Annotated in this window: 19 protein-coding genes and 2 pseudogenes; 19 read left to right on the forward strand and 2 right to left on the reverse strand. The window is 39.1% G+C overall.

The window, feature by feature from the left end; all coding sequences use genetic code 11:
• The first annotated feature begins 324 nt into the window (after positions 1–324).
• Positions 325–915 carry a site-specific integrase gene (locus LKI_RS00195; protein ID WP_013102111.1) on the forward strand — a complete coding sequence of 197 codons (591 nt, stop codon included), beginning with the start codon at positions 325–327 and terminating at the stop codon, positions 913–915.
• Between the two features lie 90 nt (positions 916–1005).
• Positions 1006–1194 carry a transposase gene (locus LKI_RS00200; RefSeq protein WP_013102112.1) on the forward strand — a complete coding sequence of 63 codons (189 nt, stop codon included), beginning with the start codon at positions 1006–1008 and terminating at the stop codon, positions 1192–1194.
• A 31-nt stretch (positions 1195–1225) separates the two neighbouring features.
• Here LKI_RS00200 and LKI_RS10935 read toward each other — a convergent pair whose 3' ends face one another.
• Complete coding sequence (locus LKI_RS10935) at positions 1226–1369, reverse strand: hypothetical protein (protein ID WP_013102113.1); 144 nt, start codon at positions 1367–1369, stop codon at positions 1226–1228.
• Between the two features lie 188 nt (positions 1370–1557).
• Between LKI_RS10935 and LKI_RS00210 the strand changes: the two genes are divergently transcribed.
• The 7 genes and pseudogenes from LKI_RS00210 (at position 1558) to LKI_RS00240 (ending at position 9395) form a co-directional block, all read left to right on the forward strand.
• Positions 1558–2466, forward strand: coding sequence for a magnesium transporter CorA family protein (locus LKI_RS00210; protein WP_013102114.1), 909 nt, complete (start codon positions 1558–1560; stop codon positions 2464–2466).
• A 107-nt stretch (positions 2467–2573) separates the two neighbouring features.
• Positions 2574–2713, forward strand: a pseudogene (locus tag LKI_RS11085) (site-specific integrase); the annotation flags it as partial.
• Positions 2714–3204: 491 nt separating this feature from the next.
• Positions 3205–4281 (forward strand): annotated as a pseudogene (mobV, locus tag LKI_RS11195) (MobV family relaxase); the annotation flags it as partial.
• A 941-nt stretch (positions 4282–5222) separates the two neighbouring features.
• Entirely contained in the window at positions 5223–6614 is a 1392-nt protein-coding gene (locus LKI_RS00225) for an NEAT domain-containing protein (RefSeq protein WP_013102118.1), read from the forward strand.
• Positions 6615–6667: 53 nt separating this feature from the next.
• Positions 6668–7351, forward strand: a complete 684-nt coding sequence (locus LKI_RS00230; protein WP_242651950.1) for an NEAT domain-containing protein — start codon at positions 6668–6670, stop codon at positions 7349–7351.
• A 367-nt stretch (positions 7352–7718) separates the two neighbouring features.
• A complete protein-coding gene (locus tag LKI_RS00235; protein WP_041773468.1) occupies positions 7719–8624 on the forward strand; it encodes an ABC transporter ATP-binding protein in 906 nt (301 codons plus the stop codon).
• Between the two features lie 3 nt (positions 8625–8627).
• Positions 8628–9395 (forward strand): ABC transporter permease, encoded by a 768-nt coding sequence (locus LKI_RS00240; protein ID WP_013102121.1) that lies wholly within the window; start codon positions 8628–8630, stop codon positions 9393–9395.
• Between the two features lie 83 nt (positions 9396–9478).
• On the opposite strand, the gene LKI_RS11220 is transcribed toward LKI_RS00240, so the two are convergent.
• The gene (locus tag LKI_RS11220; protein ID WP_148215503.1) at positions 9479–9712 is read right to left on the reverse strand and encodes an integrase core domain-containing protein; all 234 of its coding nucleotides are present in this window, start codon (positions 9710–9712) and stop codon (positions 9479–9481) included.
• A gap of 205 nt (positions 9713–9917) precedes the next feature.
• On the opposite strand from LKI_RS11220, the gene LKI_RS00245 reads away from it, so the two are divergent.
• From LKI_RS00245 to arsC, 10 genes are all read left to right on the forward strand, one after another.
• Complete coding sequence (locus tag LKI_RS00245) at positions 9918–10784, forward strand: HNH endonuclease (protein WP_013102122.1); 867 nt, start codon at positions 9918–9920, stop codon at positions 10782–10784.
• A 3-nt stretch (positions 10785–10787) separates the two neighbouring features.
• On the forward strand, positions 10788–11378 hold the full coding sequence (locus tag LKI_RS00250; protein WP_013102123.1) for a site-specific integrase: 591 nt from the start codon (positions 10788–10790) through the stop codon (positions 11376–11378).
• Between the two features lie 5 nt (positions 11379–11383).
• On the forward strand, positions 11384–11824 hold the full coding sequence (locus LKI_RS00255; RefSeq protein WP_013102124.1) for a hypothetical protein: 441 nt from the start codon (positions 11384–11386) through the stop codon (positions 11822–11824).
• A 326-nt stretch (positions 11825–12150) separates the two neighbouring features.
• Entirely contained in the window at positions 12151–13386 is a 1236-nt protein-coding gene (gene mobV / locus LKI_RS00260) for a MobV family relaxase (protein WP_013102125.1), read from the forward strand.
• A 497-nt stretch (positions 13387–13883) separates the two neighbouring features.
• A complete protein-coding gene (locus LKI_RS00265) occupies positions 13884–15041 on the forward strand; it encodes a RepB family plasmid replication initiator protein (protein ID WP_013102126.1) in 1158 nt (385 codons plus the stop codon).
• Positions 15034–15600 carry a helix-turn-helix domain-containing protein gene (locus LKI_RS00270; RefSeq protein WP_013102127.1) on the forward strand — a complete coding sequence of 189 codons (567 nt, stop codon included), beginning with the start codon at positions 15034–15036 and terminating at the stop codon, positions 15598–15600. Before LKI_RS00265 ends, LKI_RS00270 begins: the two co-directional genes overlap by 8 nt.
• Before the next feature lie 32 nt (positions 15601–15632).
• A complete protein-coding gene (locus LKI_RS00275; RefSeq protein ID WP_013102128.1) occupies positions 15633–18605 on the forward strand; it encodes a type I restriction endonuclease subunit R in 2973 nt (990 codons plus the stop codon).
• Positions 18606–18632: 27 nt separating this feature from the next.
• Positions 18633–20225: a type I restriction-modification system subunit M gene (locus LKI_RS00280; RefSeq protein WP_013102129.1), complete on the forward strand. Its 1593-nt coding sequence runs from the start codon at positions 18633–18635 to the stop codon at positions 20223–20225.
• Positions 20218–21387: a restriction endonuclease subunit S gene (locus tag LKI_RS00285; RefSeq protein WP_013102130.1), complete on the forward strand. Its 1170-nt coding sequence runs from the start codon at positions 20218–20220 to the stop codon at positions 21385–21387. The genes LKI_RS00280 and LKI_RS00285 overlap by 8 nt, the downstream gene beginning before the upstream one ends.
• Before the next feature lie 106 nt (positions 21388–21493).
• Positions 21494–21910, forward strand: a complete 417-nt coding sequence (gene arsC, locus LKI_RS00290) for an arsenate reductase (thioredoxin) (RefSeq protein WP_010276791.1) — start codon at positions 21494–21496, stop codon at positions 21908–21910.
• Positions 21911–21924 lie beyond the last annotated feature (14 nt).

A 21924-nucleotide genomic window follows, 5' to 3' on the forward strand; every position in this document is an offset into this window, starting at 1 on the left:
ATAGTGCCGCAGTAAAACAGTCCAATTAATTTATTGACTTCTAAGGAAAATACCAGGGCTTTGGTTATGAGCTAGATATGTGACTAGGCACTCACTAAAATGCCCTTCCATTCAGGGGCTATATTTAGATAATGACCCCTAGGAAAGACTATTAAAACAGCCCCCATTATCTACCGGTTAGATAATAGGGGCTGTTTTTTTGTTAAGTGATATAATAAACCATAAAAGAAGTTTAGAAATACGGTCCTGGTCATCAATAAATAAACAATTTAATTAATTAATTATTTATTTAATTATTTAATTTCAGAAAGGTATATACGAATCATGGTGCAACAAATTGTCCTACCCATCAAAGACTCCAACGTTTTAAAGATGGTACAAGATACACTTCTCGATAGTTTCCGTGCTGGTCGCCGAAATTACACCGTTTTTCAAGTTGGTAAGGCCACGCTACTACGTGTGAGTGATGTCATGACATTAAAAAAATCAGATGTCTATAATCCAGACGGCTCTGTCAAAAATACAGCCTTTATTCATGATAAAAAGACCGGTAAAGCAAACACGTTATATTTAAAGCCTGTTCAGCAAGACTTGTTGCAATATCATGATTGGCTGGTCCAAGAAAATATCAATTCTGAGTGGTTATTCCCCTCGACAGCCCATCATGATCGCCATATCACCGAGAAACAGTTTTATAAAGTGATGGCGCGTGTTGGTGATCTACTAGGTATCAACTATTTAGGCACGCACACTATGCGTAAAACAGGTGCTTATCGCGTCTATACACAATCAAACTACAACATTGGCTTAGTCATGCATTTATTGAATCACTCAAGTGAAGCCATGACACTGACTTATCTTGGGTTAGACCAAGCTAGTCGTGAAACGATGTTAGATCAAATTGATTTTGGTTAACCTATAAAAAATTTTGCTCGTATACTGAAAATCCGGATTGCTTTATTTCTAGGACATAATCCGAGATAATCAAGTATAGGTTTTTTTATTATGAAAGCTAAGAGATACTCAACTGAATTTAAATCATCAATTGTTGACTTGTACAACGAGGGTCGTTCTGTTAATTCGCTGGCCAATGAATATCATTTGGCTGTACAAACGGTTACGGGCTGGGTCAAAAATCTCAAATCAATCCCAACTGCTCTTATACTAAAAATAGTCCAATTTATTGACTTCTGAGCAGCTCTGTAAGCTAACTATTTTCATATCATCATTTCTCCACATATTGATTAACGATTTGGTCGGACTTGTCACGAGTGTCTTGTGCATCCTTGATAGCTTGTGCCATATCTGCATCAGTTGACTGATTTTGGTTGGTTAATTGGTTATTCAAGTCAGATACTTTCTTATTCAAATAATCGACCTCTTTTTGCTTGTTGGCAACATTGTCTTTTCCCTCTTGAATCTTCTGTTCGATTTCTTGAATCTTCTGTTGGATTTCAGTTTGCTTAGCAGCTAATTGATTATTGAAACTGTTTTGGTCTGCAGCTTCTTTTCTTTTAGTCTAAAATAGAGGTTAATAACTAACAGGGGAATTACTAAATGATCAAACCCGAAAAGACAATCAATGGAACCAAATGGATTGAAACGATTCAAATCAATGCCGAAGAACGGGCAACCCTCGAAGATCAGTATGGCATCGATGAAGATATTATTGAGTACGTCACTGATAATGATGAAAGTACTAATTATGTTTATGATATCAATGAGGACGACCAATTATTCATCTTTCTGGCGCCGTATGCCCTCGACAAAGATGCGCTGAGATACATTACCCAGCCATTTGGCATGTTGCTCCATAAGGGCGTTTTATTCACGTTTAATCAAAGCGACATACCTGAAGTCAACACGGCACTTTACTCGGCATTGGATAATCCCGAGGTTAAGAGCGTCGATGCATTTATTCTGGAAACACTGTTTACAGTTGTTGACAGCTTTATCCCAATTTCTCGCGCCATTACCAAGAAACGCAACTATTTGGATAAAATGTTGAACCGGAAGACGAAGAACAGTGACTTGGTTTCACTTTCATATCTGCAACAGACGTTGACCTTTTTATCCAGCGCGGTCCAAATCAATCTCAGTGAACTCGATCGTTTGCCAAAGACCCATTTTGGTGTCGGTGCTGACCAAGATAAAATTGATTTATTCGAAGACGTGAAAATTGAAGGAGAACAGGTCCAACGGATGTTTGAGATTGAAACCCAAGTCGTTGACCGAATCGATCATACCTTCAACAGCCTTGCTAATAACAACCTGAACGATACAATGAAATTTTTGACAATTTGGTCACTGACCATGGCTGTGCCAACGATCATTACCGGATTCTATGGGATGAACGTGAAACTCCCGTTAGCCGGGATGCAATATGCTTGGATGCTGACTTTGGGGATTTCTGTCGCCTTGATTGTGGCGATGCTGATTATGCTGAAGGTCTGGCGGAAGATGTGATGGGTGAGTGACTTGCTGCTGGGGGGGGGACTTTTTTGGAATGTGTATAGTTGAGCAGTTATGCTATTTTGAGCACCCTTCGGCTTCTGAAATACGCTCCGACGACCCGGGTCTTGTCACGTGTTGGTGATCTATTAGGTATCAACTATGCTAGGCACACACACCATGCGTAAAACAGGCGCTTACTTATCTTGGCCTGGATCAAGCTAGTCGTGAGACTATGTTAGATCAAATTGATTTTGGTTAAATATTTTAATTACAACTACAACTACAGGTGTAACTATAGCTGTAGTTGTAATTAAAATTTCCTTATCTTGAAGATTGATCATAATTTTTGATTGAGATGATTACGATGAGGAATATATACGCACTCAGAATAAGTTGAGATAGATACCGATACTATCCCAATTTATTTTTTTGTGGTTAAGCTGACAGCAGCTTGCCCCACGCGGGTAGCGTTCTGCATGACATGCTCTCACTGAAGGTGATCCTGCAATGATAAATTGCCCTGTCACGGCGTGACCCGCCGGAGGTTTTACAAGCCGGATAAGTGGCGCTGTAAAATAGCAGTTTCCCCAGTAGGAAGGGGAAACGCTACTGTCATCGCTTGTCGATGACGTGCCTCGCAGAGCCTGTCCAAAATATTATTTTGGTATAACAGGCTATACCAGATTTTTAACGGTGTTATACTGGTCTTGGAAAACCTTTTTCGAGGAGGCATTTTTGACGGCGCATTGAAAGAAAAATACGCGTGGCGCAGTCCCTAGTTTAGCGGTTCACTTTGAACGTAAAACCGACCATCACACGAACAAAGAAATTGATGTGTCGAAAACTTATCTGAATCAAGATCTCATGGCGGATGGTTCTGATATGCTTTCACGCTTCAATGCGCGTTTAAATGACGTTTATTGCATGAAAAGAGACGATGTGAAGGCGTTAGCGACTTGGATAGTCACTTTACCCGAAGAAATAGCAGAAGCGCCCTACGAGCAACAGAGCGCCTTTTTTGAAGCAACCACCAATTTTCTTAATGAACGTTATGGTCAAGAAAATGCCGTGGCCGCTGTCGTGCATTATGACGAGACAACCCCTCACTTGCACTATGCCTTTGTCCCCGTTGTTTTTGATAATAAAAAATCACGTTATAAAGTCTCAGCTAAAGAAGTGCTCACGCGACATGATCTACAAACATTTCATGAGGATTTAGATTAGCATTTAAAAAAGGTGCTGCCATTTTATGAACAAGGGATTTTAAATAACAAAACCTTACCGTTTGAGAATGTCGCTGAAATCAAAAAATATAACGATCAGTTTAACGCCTTAAAAAACGAACTAGCTGACGTTGAAGAAAATATTAGGGCTAAACAGGCCGTACTTAAAATCACGGAGCAAGCCTTAACGGAAGTTGACTTAGCCGAAAAACAAATTGATGATTTTAAACAAGCCTTATCTAAAAACCTCTTTGGTAAGACGGTGCTTAAACCTGATGACTTAGATCGCTTTAAAAATGTGGTAGCCACGATGAAGAAAGCTACTCTACAAAGCCAGCATGAGACAGAAGAACTCAAGCAAACGTTAGGCCAAGTCAACGCGCAATTAGCTGACATCCAATCTGATTATCAAAACCTAAAAGAAACGCATCAAGCGCTTCAGCAGCGGCAACGAGAACAGCAACAGCTGGATTATGCTATGCGAGACATGCTTAAAAATGATTAGGGTGTCGACAAACTATCCCATACTGATGTAAAGGCCCGGTATGTTCTTTATAAACTAGATCATGAAAAACTTACAAAAAACCAGAAAACAGCTCAATCTTGACATCAGCGCCCTATTTCATTTTTGCTATTTGTATTTTTGATATTATTGTTTTCAAAAGCAACTATGGTGACAACAATTTTGGCGCTTTTATGGTTTATCATACTCGCCATAGTTAGTCTCATAAGGTGAAATATCATCGCCAATTAAACACAACGACTTAGAAAAAATCTTCGCAATGATTGTCAATCGTGTGTTTTCGCTTTACTATCATTAATAGGGCAGTACATTAATAACCATTTCGGTAACAAGTTTTTAACGGCTGATCACAGTCGAAAGTATTTATTAATTTTGAGTGATGATTCTACGAAGTATTCATATACGGGCATTTTGTTTTAGTCCAATTTAGTGAGAAAAAAGCTTCTATTGGTGGAGGTAACGCTCGTAAAATGAGGTTAAAATTGGCACATGGACTCAAAGTATGAAGAAAATTAAAGTGTCTATGTGACGGTGGACCTATATCTCATCTTCACAATAAAACAATTGACGCGCTGGTTAACCACAGCTGGTCATTGGTGAAAATAATGGTTTTCCTAAAGAATATGATTAACCGAACTACCGCAGTACGATCAAGGGGAATTGAGTGTACAATAATCCAGTGGGCGACACAGCAGAAGGGGAGCTAAAAGGTTGTTTATGCCAACATTATTGTTTTTTTAACTATTGATTTTGACATATTGTTCGATGATTCTGAGAATGCGAGCGTTAGCGTGTGGATGGTTATTCAAGCCATGGTTAAGGATAATTAGTACGTGAATTTTTGCAATCGAAGATTTGTGCGAGTCAGGCCTAGCTAATCAAAGAGATATTGGTCAGCTTATTGACTTCTGAGCCCATTGTAATATAATTCAGTTATGGTAGAAGATACGTAGTGCAAGCTGCGCTTTTTTTGTGCACAAGAACGCTTATCGCGTGATAAGTATCGTAATTTGGAGGATATGATGAAGAAAAATAAAGTTTTAATGTTAGCGGGAACGATAGCCGTTTCGGGAGTGGTGCTGTTGAACGGGGACGTTTCCGTCGCAGCGGACACAACTGGCGTAACAACGGTCACAACAGCAGCAACCTCAAATTACCAAAACGGGACTTACACCGCCACCGCCGCCCTATATAAGTCAGGAACCGCTGTTTCCTCAATGATGAGTAGTATGGTTAATAGTCAGGCAGATGTGACAATTAAAAATCAAACGGCCACTATTACATTCACTTTTGGTGAATTGAGTAACGCCAACATGGTGAAATCGTGGGCAATTGATGGTGTTGAAGCGACGCAGAGTGGGCAAACTTTCACTGTTGCAATACCTGTGGTGGACCTGAGTAAGACTTTGCAATCCAAGATACACATAGAGACAATGATTGGGTCAGTGCCGTTTTCTGAAACTCAACCAGTTGACCTGACTGTAACGGATTTGAAATTGGTAGCACGTGACCCAGATGAAGTTGCCGCCGAGCAGGCAGCAGCAGAGAAAGCAGCGGCAGACAAGGCAGCGGCGGACAAAGCGGCAGCAGAGAAAGCAGCAGTAGATAAGGCGGCAGCAGAGAAAGCAGCAGCAGATAAGGCGGCAGCAGAGAAAGCAGCGGCAGACAAGGCAGCGGCGGACAAAGCAGCAGCAGAGAAAGCAGCGGCAGACAAGGCAGCGGCGGACAAAGCGGCAGCAGAGAAAGCAGCAGCAGACAAGGCGGCAGCAGAAAAAGCGAAACAAGCAGCTAAAGCTAAAGTAGAACAAGAAGCTACCAAAAACTCGCAAAATGGTACTTACACGGCGACAGCTAAATTGTACAAATCTGGTACAACAGATGATTCAATGATGGCATCAATGGTATCACCAACCGCCTATATCGTCATTAAAGATGGTCAGGCAACAATTACATTGACGTTTAAGGATATGGCAACCATTAACATGGTTAAAACCTGGGTTATAGACGGTGTTTCTGCGGTGAAAAGTGGACAAAGTGTTGTTATTGTTTTACCAACTTCTGAATTGGGTAAGACACTCAAGTCAACAATACATGTGGAGACGATGCTTGGCACGTTGCCATTTAATGAGACGCAACCGGTTGACCTAAAGTTAGGAAATCTTGAACGAATACCATCGGGGTCAATGTCAGATAACCCAAGCAACCCAAGTAACCTGCCAAACAATTATGTGTCGCCTAACCAAGCCACTGGTCACGACGTGCCCTTGACAGCACAATTATCAAGTACATCAAAATTGCCTAACACAGCAGCTACTAACACAGCTACTAACGAGATGACAACTGCACCACTTTTGGCAGCGTTAGTTTCAGGTGTCTTGGCTTTGGGTATTTGGCTTAAGAAGGTTTTGCGTTAATGCGACGATTTCAATGGTTTATGCTAACTTGCGTTAGTTTACTATTAGGATTCATGACTCTTACCCAAACAGTATCTGCAGACACTTATTCAGTGCCTTTTAGGGTCGTCAAGGATGGCACAACAGAAACATCGGTGGCTGATCAATACTTTCAAAAGCCTGCAACGGTTGCGATTGATGGGGATCATTATGTGGTCATTATGACGATCAAAACGACACATGATTTGGGTCTTTTCCCTGTATCTGTGACTGATTTTAATGGTCAAACGCCGGCAATTTCAAGGACAACGCAAGGCAATACCGATTATTATCAGTACCAGTTCACAGCGACCAATTTGGATACGCGCTTGGATGGTCACATGAACGTCAACATTCAAGCAATTCGTTACAACCACTATTATGGTTATGGTGTGGTTTTTGATACGAGCAGTCTTCCTAAAATTGGCGAGGATAAAGAGCCTGCGTCGTCATCAGCGAGTTCAACTAATGCGACATCTGAATCAACGGGCAGCTCATCAACATCATCGTCACAATCTGCTTCGAGTACATCCTCGCAAGCGTCTTCATCATCAAAAAAACTACCAGTCAAAGTAGTGCCTCATGTGTCTGTTAGTAAGAAAACTACTAAAAAAGCATCACCAACAAAAACGAAAAAAATTATTTTGTGGCCATGGCTATTGGTGATTGTTGTAGGTATTGCAACCGTCATTTTATTTGAGAGACAATCTCGTAAATAAAATTGATATTTAATGTAATAAAAATTGTATGTAGAGGTCACAATTAATTTGAAACCTCTTCTTAAATACTATTGTTATCATATGGGCCGACTTTCGATATTTAAGGGCGTCACTTTATTTTTTTCACAAAAAGTTGTTCTTATTTGACTAATAAATACTATATTCATTTCTTGCTTAAACAAAAAGCTCATAACAATTTTGAATAAAATAAACGTGACAGTACCGAATTGAGATGAGACACCGTTAGTACAATTCGAAAACTGTGATAAAAATAATTTAAAAATTACATCTATTCTTTATTATACGGACCGAATAGGAGCGGTCCGTTTTTAGAATATATTTTTTTTAGATAATGAAAGAAAGCATAATGGCATTATTAGAAGTAAAAAACGTTAGCAAAAAATATGGGGCACGTACCGCAATGGATCAAGTTAGTTTTGATGTTGAAGCCGGCCACATTGTTGGATTAATTGGACCCAACGGTGCTGGAAAGTCAACGACAATGCGTGCGATTACTGGATTAATGAGTTATTCATCAGGTACAATTTCGTTTGATGGACAACCTGTGACGTTTAGTAATCATCAAGCATTGGATAAAATTGGTAATTTGATTGAGTATCCGTCAATTTATCCTAATTTGACAGCCTTAGAACATTTGAAGTTGTATGCAATGGATACAACTTCACCTGCAGATTTTAAAATGCTCATGCATAAAACACAAATCGATGGCGATAACTTTGGAAAACGAAAGGCCAAAAACTTTTCATTGGGGATGAAACAACGTCTTGGTATTGCAATTGCGCTGATTAGAAATCCAAAACTGGTCATTTTAGATGAACCAATGAACGGATTAGATCCACAATCAGTTCATGATTTGCGTGAATTAATTCGCTCTTTGGCTGATGAAGGCACAGCATTCTTGATATCAAGTCATTTGTTAGATGAATTGCAAAAATTGGTTGATGATGTTGTGATTATTAATCATGGCAAAATTATCGAAAAAGACACGATGTCTAATTTCTTTAGCCACGATAAAGTGCGCTGGACAGTTGATACTAATGACAATGAGGCAGCATTGCTAGTTGTTCAAGAGCATAATTGGCAGGCAAGTATTGATGATGGGGATCTGCAAATTACTGGGGCGGAAAGTTTGCAAGAAGTTATTTCAGCGATTAATCGAGCTAATCTTAAAATTTTAACACTTAATACCATCACTGGGAATTTGGAAAAGTCGTTGTTGGATATGTTGGCAGCAGACGATAAGGGGGAATAAGTCGTGTTAACATTGATGAAACAAGAGTATTATAAAGCTTTTAAGCAAAATAAATTATATATTTGGTTAATTTTGAGCTTCGCTTTTCCGATAGCTATTATTGGTATTTTTAAATCACAAAGAACTATGGCATCAGTAATTAATTTGGGCCAAGCACTACTGTACGTACAAATGGCCGGTATTATTATTACTGCTTTATCAGTATCCCAAGAATTTGGCTTTGGCACTATTCGACCATTGTTATCACGTCGCTTTAGTCGCGGCAGTGTCTTTGTAAGTAAGCTGTTGTTGAACTTGAGTGTCTATATTGGTTTGTTTGTCACAGCATTTATTGGGACTGTCTTAGCGGTTGCTTTGTTTATACCAAATTATGATTTCAGTAAATCTCTCGGGTATACAGGTAATAGCTGGCAAACTATGGGTATTGGCATGCTTGATACAGCCATCCAAATGATATTTGTGGCTGCGTTAGTGTTGATGATTACGAATTTAGTTAAAAGTTCTGGAGCAGCAATTGGATTAGGTGTTGTGATGATTGTGGCAACACCAATATTAAGTGCTATTTCATTAAAATTAATTGATTTAGCGCCGTTTCTAAAATGGAATCCATTTAATATTTATCTCGGTATGTCTAACATAGGAATGTTGTCACCAAACATATTGAAACAAGCGATGCACATATCACAAAATGGGGTAATTGTAGCTTATTTAATCTACATTGCACTGGTGTATGGTATTGCATATCTGATTTTCAAAAAACGTAGTGTATAATAATTTTTGTATATTTAATCATAAAATACAAATGTGCTCATAAGTTAATAAATCGGACTATTTTTTATCTAGGGCTGAACTGATTAGGCTACTTTCATGTTTCGATTGGCGAGACTGATTCTTTCGTCGTTGAACCATTGAATATATTTGGACACATCTAAAATTAGATGAGCAATCGATGGAAAACGGAATTGATAAATCATTTCACGCTTTAATAGAGAGTTAAAACTTTCAATTTTGGCGTTATCATATGGATACCCTAACTTTGAATACGAATAATCAAATGTTATGTAAATCAGATAATGAAAAGAAGTCATATAAATACTAATATAGCGAGACCAATATTTATCTCTTTTCTTCACCAGTGAATATAAATGTTCAACATGCTTATCTAAGCGGGGGCTATACTATCAATTGCCCCTAACAAAGTCTATTAAAACAACCCCCATTATCTAATGATTAGATAATGGGGGCTTCTTTTTATTTTAATGTTATAATAACCCCAAAAAAGGATGCAAAAGTATGGACAAAAACAATCTTTTAATAACTGGTGATGTATATAGTAATGCCCAAATAATGGAGATCTTCAGGGTATCTAATTCTGGTGGTATCAGATTTTCAACTAAAACACGGAGTCTAGTTATATTTTCTTTTCATCAGAGTGTTAATCAGAAAGATGTGCCTTATCAAGATTCTTGGGAAAAAGACACGTTGCATTATACGGGTCAAGGAAAAGAAGGTGACCAAGCGTTAACCAGAAACAATAAGAAAATAGTTGAAGCTAATCAAGATAACATCACGATCCATCTGTTTGAGTCATTTGTTAGCCGTGAATATATTTACAGAGGAATAGTTTATTTGTCAAATAATCCGTACAAAGTGAGTGAGTTAGATGCTAATCATAATTACAGATTAGTTTATAAATTCCCTCTTACGATAAAGAACGGCAATGGGGAATTACCACTATCCATTATCCAGAGTCATACAATTCAGCAAGATAAACATTTGCAAAAATTGCCACAATCAAAATTAGCTGAAATGGCCCAAGAAATTAGTCGTTCCAACCATGAATTCCATAAAAATAATCCTAATGACAAGGCTAGTTCAAGATTTGTGAATACTATTTCCTTTGAGAGGAGTCCTTACATTGCTAACTACGTTAAACACATTGCTAATGGATATTGTTCTCTTTGTGAACAATTAGCTCCATTTTTAGATAAATATAATCAGCCATTTTTGCATGCCCATCATATAAATTATTTATCAGATGGTGGAGAAGATACAATTGAAAATTGTATTGCCGTCTGTCCTAATTGTCATGCAAAGATTCACGCTTTAAATGATCCTAAGGATAAAGAAATTTTATTAAGTAAAGTGAGGAATAGGTAAAACATGGTGCAACAAATTGTCCTACCCATCAAAGATTCCAACGTCTTAAAGATGGTACAAGATACTTTACTAGATAGTTTTCGGGCGGGTCGGCGTAACTACACCATCTTTCAAGTTGGTAAAGCCACCCTACTGCGGGTGAGTGATGTCATGACCTTAAAAAAATCAGATGTCTATAATCCAGACGGTTCTGTTAAACACACGGCCTTTATTCATGATAAAAAGACCGGTAAAGCAAACACGTTATATTTAAAGCCAGTTCAACAAGACTTACTGCAGTATCATGATTGGCTAGTCCAAGAAAATATCAATTCGGATTGGTTATTTCCCTCAACAGCCCACCCAGACCGTCACATCACTGAGAAGCAGTTTTATAAGGTCATGGCACGCGTTGGTGATCTATTAGGGATAAACTATCTCGGCACACATACCATGCGTAAAACCGGCGCTTATCGTGTCCATACACAGTCAAATTACAACATTGGCTTAGTCATGCACTTACTGAATCATTCTAGTGAAGCTATGACGTTAACTTACCTTGGCTTAGACCAAGCGAGTCGGGAAACCATGTTAGATCAAATTGATTTTGGTTAGACTAATTGAATACAACTGTAATTAAACGCAGACTTTACCTTGCTGATTTAGAAGTTGAAGCCACAGATGTTTATAAGCAAGTAAATAGCTCAAACGTTGATACAAGCGGAAATGTGAAAATCACACTTCCAGAAAACGTTGATAATAGCGGAAGTGTGATTTTCACACTTCCAGACACAGCAACAAATCAAAACGCTGAAACCCTTGATAATAGCGGAAGTGTGAAAATCACACACAATCTATATAATACTAATAACTTAGATACTAATAGATACTATAAAGAGACTGCACAGCTAGATTTTTCCACTGCTAATTTTTCAAATGCTCAAATTGAAAAACAAAATCAAGACATTGTAGCTAATGCAAGCGAATTTCTAGTATCAAACGGAAATTCAGGTAAAATTCCTTTAGAAGCTGAAACCTTTAATGAAAAACCTTTTAATTGAAGTCAAGCTATTTTATTATGTGGTTAAGCTGACATCAGCTTGCCCCGCGCGGGTAGCGTTCTGCATGACATGCTCCCGCTGAAAGTGATCCTGCAATGATAAATTGCCCCGTCACGGCGTGACCCGCCGGAGGTTTTTCTAGCCGGATAATAGGCGCTGTAAAATAGCAGTTTCCCCAGTAGGAAGGGGAAACGCTACTGTCAGCGCTTGTCGATGACTCGCCTCGCAGAGCCTGTCCAAAATAGAATTTTGGTATAACAGGCTATACCAGATTTTTAACGGTGTTATACTGGTCTTGGAAAACCTTTTTCGAGTAGGCATTTTTGATGGCGCATTTAAAGAAAAATACGCGTGGCGCAGTCCCTGGTTTAGCGGTCCATTTTGAACGTAAAACCGACCATCACACTAACAAAGAAATTGATGTGTCGAAAACCTATCTGAATCAAGATCTCATGGAAGATGGTTCAGATATGCTTTCACGCTTCAATGAGCGTTTAAATGACGTTTATTGCATGAGAAGAGACGACGTGAAGGCATTGGCGACTTGGGTAGTCACTTTACCTGAAGAACTCGCAGAAGCGCCCTACGAGCAACAGAGCGCTTTTTTTGAAGCAACCACCAATTTTCTTAATGAACGTTATGGTCAAGAAAATGCCGTGGCCGCGGTGGTGCATTATGACGAGACAAACCCTCACTTGCACTATGCCTTTGTACCAGTGGTTTTTGATGATAAAAAAGCGCGTTATAAAGTATCCGCTAAAGAAGTGCTCACGCGACATGATCTGCAAACTTTCCACGATGATTTAGATCAGCATTTAAAAAAGGAGCTGCCCTTTTATGAACACGGGATTTTAAATAACAAAACCTTACCGTTTGAGAATGTCGCTGAAATCAAAAAATACAATGATCAGTTTAATGCCTTAAAAACGGAACTAGCCGATATTGAAGACAACATTCGTGCGAAACAGGCCGTACTTAAAATCACGGATCAAGCCTTAACGGAAGTAGACTTAGCCGAAAAACAAATTGATGCCTTTAAACAAGACTTATCTAAAAACCTCTTTGGTAAGACGGTGCTTAAACCTGATGACTTAGATCGCTTTAAAAGTGTGTTAGCCACGATGAAGAAAGCCACCTTACAAAGCAAGCATGAGACAGAAGAACTCAAGCAAACGTTAGGCCAAGTCAAAGCGCAATTGGCTGACGTTCAAGCAGACTATCAAAACCTGAAAGAAACGCATCAAGCGCTGCAGAAGCGGCAGCGAGAACAGCAACAGCTGGATTATGCCATGCGAGACATGCTTAAAAATGATTATGGTGTCGACAAGTTATCGCATACTGATGTGGAGGCCCGGTATGTTCTTTATAAGCTGGATCATGAAGAACTCACTCAAAATAAAAAAGTAGCCCAGTCCTGGTTAAAAACACTTACGACAGCTAGAGCAGATCCAGATACGCAAATAGCGCCAACTAGATTGGATCGCGGTATCGAACAGGTTAAAGCATTAATTAATCGAATCATTGAATTAACGCGTGATCTGTTTAAAGGACCAAGTCTCTAACGTTAAAACGGCTTATTTGCCCGTATAAGCGTTTTTAAACACGCAACGTATAAATAAGTATTAACCAATTTTGAATGGCTCTATCGGCTTAATAAGTGGCAATCATATTAGATAACAAGTGATATGTCATTTAAATTCATTCAAAAAAGAACCCCACGTACAAAATTGACGTACTATGGGGTCTTTTTGTTTTGTTTTTTATGGGTTCAATAAAAAGGCGCAGCCTATTATAAGTTTATCTTTTATATTTTAATCTTTTGTTCTTTTGCGCGGGTGTAAAGTGAGCTTTATCAGTACTTTAAAGCTAGATACGTGTAGAAAAAACTGTGTATACGTGTAGAAAAAACTGTGTATACGTGTAGAAAAAACTGTGTATACGTGTAGTTTTTTTAGAAAAAACTACACTATAAATGATATAATAAAAAGCATAAAGAAATCCCCGACAAAAAGTTTTTCTTTATGCTTATCCAACAACACACCCAAAGGAGTGTATTTATATGACCATTATACCAGAAGAATCAAAGACAAGGCAGGTACAGACCTTGAATGAATTATCAAAAAGAAAAGTCGTTGAACATAATAGTTTGATTACATCCATCGCCAAAATGGACAAAACACCACTTAAAATGTTTGAACTAGCGGTGTCCTTAATTGATACAGATAATCCACCAGAGGATCAGACGGTTTATTTATCAAAGCAAGAGTTATTTGCTTTCTTTAAGGTTGATGATAACGATAAGCATAGTCGCTTTAAAGAGGCGATTGAAAAAATGCAGAAACAAGCTTTTTTTCAGATTAAAAAAGAGCAAGATAAAGGGTTTAAGTTTGTGAGCATTGTGCCAATTCCTTATGTAGAATGGACGGATTATCATGATGAGGTATTAATTCGATTTAGTCCCGAAATCATGCCCTATTTAATTAATCTCAAAACAAATTTTACGCAACATGCTTTGTCAGAAATTTCTGAATTGAATAGCAAGTATGCGATTGTTTTGTATCGTTGGCTATCAATGAATTACAACCAGTATGAGCACTACAGTGTTAAAGGCGGCAGAAGAGAAGAGCAAGTTCAAAGTTACCGTAATCCTGAAATGAGTATACGAGACTTACGAGAAATGACGGATACGATAGATGAGTATCAGGATTTTAGAAATTTTGATAAATGGATATTGAAAAATCCTTTGGACGAAATAACAGAGCATACTTCGCTTCAAGTTACATACGAAAAAGTCAAAAAAGGACGCAGCATTGATAGTATTGTCTTTCACATTACTAAAAAACAAGTTGCAGATGATAGTAGTTACAAGCTAGACGATCCCGTTTATATCGAGGGCAAGATCCTTCAAGAAGAAACAGAAGATATGTTGACTGTTAAGGCAATAAAAAGTCCCTATACAAAGTTACTTATGGAGCAGTTTTTATTGTCATATATTGATTTAACGGATACGACTATTTTGTCAGGGTTACAGAAAAATGTTTATCCACTTTATGACGAATTAAAAGAGTTACGTGGTTTAAAGGGCGTGAAAGAACACTTAGCCTATATCAGAGACAAACAAGATGACTATTCGAAAAAGAATATTGCTAAGTATCTTAAAAAATCGATTGAACAGTATCTACCAATCGTTAAAAGGCAGGATATAGATCATGAGTGAAAATTTAAAAACAATTCGAGAACTTGCTGAGGAGTTAGGTGTTTCAAAACAGGCGATACAATATCATATAAAGTCGCTGACAAACAAAACAAGGCAAACAAACGACAAAGGTATAGTTGTTTTATCTTTAGAAGAACAGCATTTTATAAGGTCTAAGGTCGACAAACAGACAAACAAAAACAAGACAAATAAACAGACAAATGACAAACAAACAGACAAAGAGACAAAGTGGGATATCCACAACTATTTAATTAGTGAACTTGATGAAGTTAAGAAAAATAGAGATAAACAATTAGCAGTTAAGGATAAGCAACTAGAAAATAAAGATTCGCAAATAGCTCAAATGCAAAACTTACTAGACCAGCAACAACGGCTAGCCTTACAGGACAAACAACTGCTCGAAGAATATAAGGCAGAAATTAAGGACTTGAAAGCCTTAACGATGGCACCGCATGATGATGGTGAAAAAGAAGTGACGTCAGACAAACAACCGGAACCTGAAAATAGCACCCCGGAGTCACAACCTAAACCTAAAAAGTGGTGGCGCTTTGGTAAATAGTTACAACTAAAAAAGAAAAGAAGACTAGTTAAATGGCGGAAGATAAATTTGAACAAGCTTTAATTGACAAGCTAAAGAGTGAAGGTTGGGAATATCTCACAGATTATTCTGGTGTAACAGTTGATCGGTTATATGATCACTGGCGAGATATTCTGAATGCCAACAATCGTAAACGACTAGAAGATACGCCGTTATCTGATAATGAGTTTGAACAAGTGAAGTTGGAACTAACGAAGAATAAAACGCCGTATGATGCGCAACTCATGTTGGCGGGTGCGGGTGGTGTTGGGACCGTACCGTTGAATCGTGATGATGGGACGCAGCTAGAACTTGAAATATTCTATGGTGATGAAGTGGCTGGGGGGCGTTCGCGTTATGAAGTCGTTAACCAAATTACGTTTACGGATTTAGCAACGAGTCTAAGCTCTAAGCGTCGAATTGATATCATGTTGCTGATTAACGGGCTACCTGTGGCCCACATTGAAGAAAAAGATGAGTCCTTGCAAAACCAATGGAATGCATTTGAGCAATTCCAAAAGTATGACGGTGACGGCATGTACACGGGACTCTTTTCTTTTGTTCAAGTGCAGTTTGTCTTGTCGCAAAATTCAGCGCACTATTTTGCACGACCAAAGAGTAGCGACTCTTATAACCGTGATTTCGCCTTTGGCTGGCGTGATGATGCCGGTAAGGATGTCACAAATACGATGACCTTTATTCATGAGGTGATGGGTATTCCAGCTTTACACCGCTTAGTAACTGTGAATATGATTCCGGATGCAGCCAATGATAACTTAATGGTCATGCGCTCGTATCAGATTCAAGCCACACGTCAGATTTTAGATCGTATGCGCGAAATGGATCAAAATGATGTGATTGAAAAAGAAGGGGGCTACGTTTGGCACACCACTGGTTCTGGTAAAACGGTCACGTCATTTAAAGTGGCGCAACTACTGGCTTCACGACCAAGGGTTGAAGATGTTTTGTTTATTGTGGATCGGGTTGACTTAGTCAATCAGACCTATGAAAACTTTAAGTCATTTGCCTATAAGACCTTTGAAAATCGGATTCAAGTGGTGAATGGGAGTGAACTAAAGCGTGCGCTTAAGCACGACAATACGGCCCATATTTATTTGATTACAGTACAAGGCTTGGATAAGGCCATTAAATCAGGTCTGGCCTCTAATAGGCGGATGGTTATTTTAATGGATGAGGCCCACCGATCAGCCAGTGGTGATGCCGTCAGCCGAATTAAACAAGCGTTACCCAAAACCACTTGGTTTGGGTTTACAGGGACGCCTAATTTTTATAGCGATGAAGTCCATGACGTGAAAACCTCTAAGGATATTTCAACCTATGATATTTTCGGGCCGCGTTTACACCGGTATACGATTAAGGACGCTATTGGTGACGGTAACGTCCTTGGGTTTGATGTGACGTATTATGAGACTGATTTTGAACACGATATGGATAGTGGTTTAACTGAAAAGGAACTGGAAAAAGAAGTATATGCCAGTCTGCCATTCCGCCAAGCGGTTGTGGCAGATATTCAGCGTAATTGGGCTACGAATGCTAGCGGACCAATTAACATGGGGGTCCGTGAGCCTAATCAGTTCCAAGGTATGTTAGCCGTATCAGGTAAGCAAGCCGTTGCTTCTTACTACAGTCTCTTTAAGCAACTAGCACCTGAATTACGGGTGGCTATGACGTATTCTCGCGATGAAGCCAATGGGACGGGGGCGTCAGATTTACAAGCTGCTTTAAAGCAAGCGATGCAAGACTACATGACGTTCTACGGCACACGTAATTTCTTAGAGGACAAGGATCCACAACGGGCGTACCTCAATGATATGACCAAGCGCATTGCCCGTAAGAAACCTTATAACAAGGGTAATGATGCCGATCGATTGGACTTGATTATTGTGTCAGATCAATTATTAACAGGATTTGATTCAAAATTCGTTAATATCATCTACATGGATAAGATTTTGGGTGAAGGCCCCTTGATTCAAGCGATGTCCCGCACTAATCGGACGATTGATAAGACAGCTAAGCCTCATGGCAAAGTGCGTTTTTATCGTCAAGGTGCGGTCATGGAAGAAAAAGTGAAGGATGCGTTGGTTATCTATACAAAGGGTGGGAATGATACCTTAGCGGATGCGGGTAATACCCCGGATGATCAGGAACAAAAAGAGTTGTTTGATGAAGGAATTTTGGCGCCTAAGGCAGCTGATAAAATTATCGACTTGAACCCCCAAATCAAGCGTTTGCAGCAGTTAGCAGCCGATGATTTTTCACAGATGCCGCGTTCTGAAAAAGAACAAGTCGAGTTTGCCGTGACAGCGGCTCAAGTCAACTCGCAGGTGCAACAATTAGTGCAACAAGGATATGTCTTGGGGAACTCTGTTGATGGACCAGAAGGACCTATCACGCTAGGCATTGAGAGTGCAACGCAGCTCAGCTCATTGCAAGCACGCATGAACGATGTGAATGAAGTCTTACCAGCTGACAAGCAAGTTGATTTAACGAATATCAAGCTGGTGTTGCAATCCTTTGCGAATGAAATTATTGATTACGATAAACTAGTCGATTTATTGAATGCGTATATGGATGAAGTCAGTTTTGCCAACCGTGCAGCCGTTGAAGAGCATGTACAGCCCTTAGATCAAGATAATCGTGAAGAGATTGGACAAGTCTTAGATGGTATCGAACAAGGGGAGTATACGGAGCCTTTTACAACTGAAACCCTCAAGTCAGTCCGTAAGGCGATCCGCACTGCGCAACAAGACTTAAAAATTTACAAATGGGCAGCCGACCATGATTACAATGGCAACGATATTCTAGCAGCTTACGAGCTATACCGCCCCGGCATTCCATTAGTTGATAACACGGCGCTGAATCAATATTTACAAGACTTAGAGAGTCGCTTGGACATTGGCTTCTTTGAGCTAGCTGACTTTGAAGAGTCACTACTGAACTACTTTGCTAAAATCACCAAAAAATAAATTACTCATCATAGAAAAGGGCTAAACATGGCATTAACAGCAGATAAACAAGCATTAATTTGGAAAACATTGAACGAGACCCGCGGTAAGATTGAACCTTCTGAATATAAGAACTATATTTTCGGGTTGATGTTTTATAAGTTTCTATCTGAAAAGGCGCAAACATGGCTGGATCAGCAATTGCGTGGCGAAACTTGGGCCTCAGTCTGGGAACAGAATCCTGAAAAGGCCGCGGCTTTTATGCAAACCAAGTTAGGGTATGTGATTCAACCAGGCGAACTCTTTAGTGACTGGCAAGCAGCCATTAACGTGGATCAATTCAACATTACCAACGTGGCAGATGCGTTAGTGCACTTTAACCAAGGCATTCAACAAGGGGCCAAGGCTACTTTTGAAGGCATCTTTGACGACATGGATTTGACTTCAAGCCGTCTTGGTAGCAATACGCAAACGCGCACGAAGACCTTGATGGATTGGATTAGTTTGATTGACCAAATCGAGTTGGATGAAGACGCGGATGTGTTGGGTGATCTATACGAATACTTGATTGGGATGTTTGCGGCTAATTCTGGCGCTAAGGCTGGGGAGTTCTATACGCCGCACCAAGTGTCAGATATTATGGCGCGAATCCTAACGGCTGGTCGTGAAGATATGCCAACGTACAGCCTCTATGACCCAGCCATGGGGTCAGGATCATTGCTTTTGACGACTGCTTCATACATGCAGAATGATGGTGTTCGTGGGGCCATTAAGTACTATGGGCAAGAAGTTATCACGACCACCTATAACTTGGGCCGAATTAACTTGATGATGCACGGGGTGGAGTATAACGATATCCATATCCATAATGCAGATACCTTGAGTTCAGACTGGCCGGATGGGGTGCAAAGTGGGGTTGATAGCCCGCGTATGTTTGACGCCGTGATGGCGAACCCCCCTTACTCACTTAAGTGGGATAACGATAACCGAGAAGATGACCCGCGTTTTAAGTCAGGGATTGCGCCTAAGTCAAAGGCTGACTTTGCGTTCTTACAACATGGTTTGTATCACTTGAAGCAAGATGGCCGGATGGCGATTGTTTTGCCACACGGGGTGTTGTTCCGTGGTGCGGCAGAAGGTCGTATTCGCCAAGCATTACTCGAAAATCGCAATATTTCAGCGGTGATTGGGTTGCCCGAAAAGATCTTTACGAATACGGGGATTCCAACCATTATTATGATTTTGGAAAAGAACCGGACGACTGATGATGTGCTTTTTATTGATGCTTCAAAGGGCTTTGAAAAGCAGAAGAATAATAACAAGTTGCGCCAAGAAGACGTGGACTTAATTGTGGAGACGTTCTTAAAGCGTGAAGACGTTGCTAAGTATGCGCACGTGGCCAGCTTTGAAGAGATTAAGGAAAATGACTTTAACCTCAACATTCCACGTTATGTGGACACGTTCGAAGAAGAAGAGGCAGTTGATTTGGTGGCTGTTAGCCAGGATCTCGTTGATGTTAATCGTGACATTGCGCAAAGTGAATCTGACTTATTAGCGATGATTAGTGATTTAGCAGTCACAGAAGATAGCCAGGCGATTATCGCATCAGCTAAGCAATTATTTGGAGGCAAGCATGAGTAATAAAGTGCCGCAAATTCGATTTAATGGTTATAGTGATACTTGGGAAGAGCGCAAGTTGGGGGATTTACTCAAAGAATTTAGTATCAAGTCTAAAATCGAAGATGAACATAAGGTCCTATCAAGTACAAACTCGGGAATGGAATTTCGTGAGGGACGTGTTTCAGGAACCTCTAATTTGGGATATAAGATCATAAAAAATGGAGATTTGGTTTTGTCTCCACAAAATTTATGGTTGGGTAATATTAACATTAATAACATAGGCAAAGGTCTAGTATCTCCTAGCTACAAAACATTTGAATTCATAAATATAGATAGCTCATTTATAAATCCACAATTACGTACGCAAAAAATGTTAGAAGAGTATAAGAACTCATCTACTCAAGGAGCAAGTGTTGTAAGACGTAATTTAGAAATAGATTCTTTTTATCAGATAAAAATATTCGTACCTACTATTTCGGAACAAGAAAAGATCGGTTCATTCTTCAAACAGTTAGACAACACTATCGATCTTCATCAACGTAAGTTAGATTTGTTGAAAGAACAGAAAAAAGGTTTCTTGCAAAAAATGTTTCCTAAAAATGGTGAAAAAGTTCCTGAATTGCGATTTGCAGGGTTTGCTGACGATTGGGAAGAGCGCAAGTTGGGGGATTTACTCAAAGAATTTAGTATCAAGTCTAAAATCGAAGATGAACATAAGGTCCTATCAAGTACAAACTCGGGAATGGAATTTCGTGAGGGACGTGTTTCAGGAACCTCTAATTTGGGATATAAGATCATAAAAAATGGAGATTTGGTTTTGTCTCCACAAAATTTATGGTTGGGTAATATTAACATTAATAACATAGGCAAAGGTCTAGTATCTCCTAGCTACAAAACATTTGAATTCATAAATATAGATAGCTCATTTATAAATCCACAATTACGTACGCAAAAAATGTTAGAAGAGTATAAGAACTCATCTACTCAAGGAGCAAGTGTTGTAAGACGTAATTTAGAAATAGATTCTTTTTATCAGATAAAAATATTCGTACCTACTATTTCGGAACAAGAAAAGATCGGTTCATTCTTCAAACAGTTAGACAACACTATCGATCTTCATCAACGTAAGTTAGATTTGTTGAAAGAACAGAAAAAAGGCTTTTTACAAAAGATGTTTGTTTAGGGCCTATTATTACATAGAAGACCTTGATACTTATACACCTATGTTGATGGAAGCATTGCATTTAAGTTTATGGTGTTATACAAATTAAAATTATAGGTGGTTTAGAATGAAAAAAATTTATTTTTTATGTACAGGAAATTCTTGTCGCAGTCAAATGGCTGAAGGATATGCAAAAAAAATATTGCCGGCAAATGAGTTTCAAATCGAGAGTGCAGGGATTGAAACTCATGGGTTAAATCTAAATGCTGTTAAAGTTATGGCTGAAGATGGAGTAGATATTAGTAGCCACTACTCTAAATTAATTGATCTAAATTATTTGAACACTTCAGATTTAGTTATTACTTTATGTGGTGATGCCAAGGATAAATGTCCTATGCTTCCCCCTCAAACCAAGAGTTTACACTGGCCTTTATCTGACCCAGCGCAAGCCACAGGAACTTTAGAAGAACAACTACAAGAATTCCGTAAGGTTCGTGACGAAATTAAAAAATTAGTTACAAGTTTGAATAACTACGTTCATTAATAAAAAAACGCCAT

The sequence above is a fragment of the Leuconostoc kimchii IMSNU 11154 genome (assembly GCF_000092505.1).
GTDB lineage: Bacteria > Bacillota > Bacilli > Lactobacillales > Lactobacillaceae > Leuconostoc > Leuconostoc kimchii.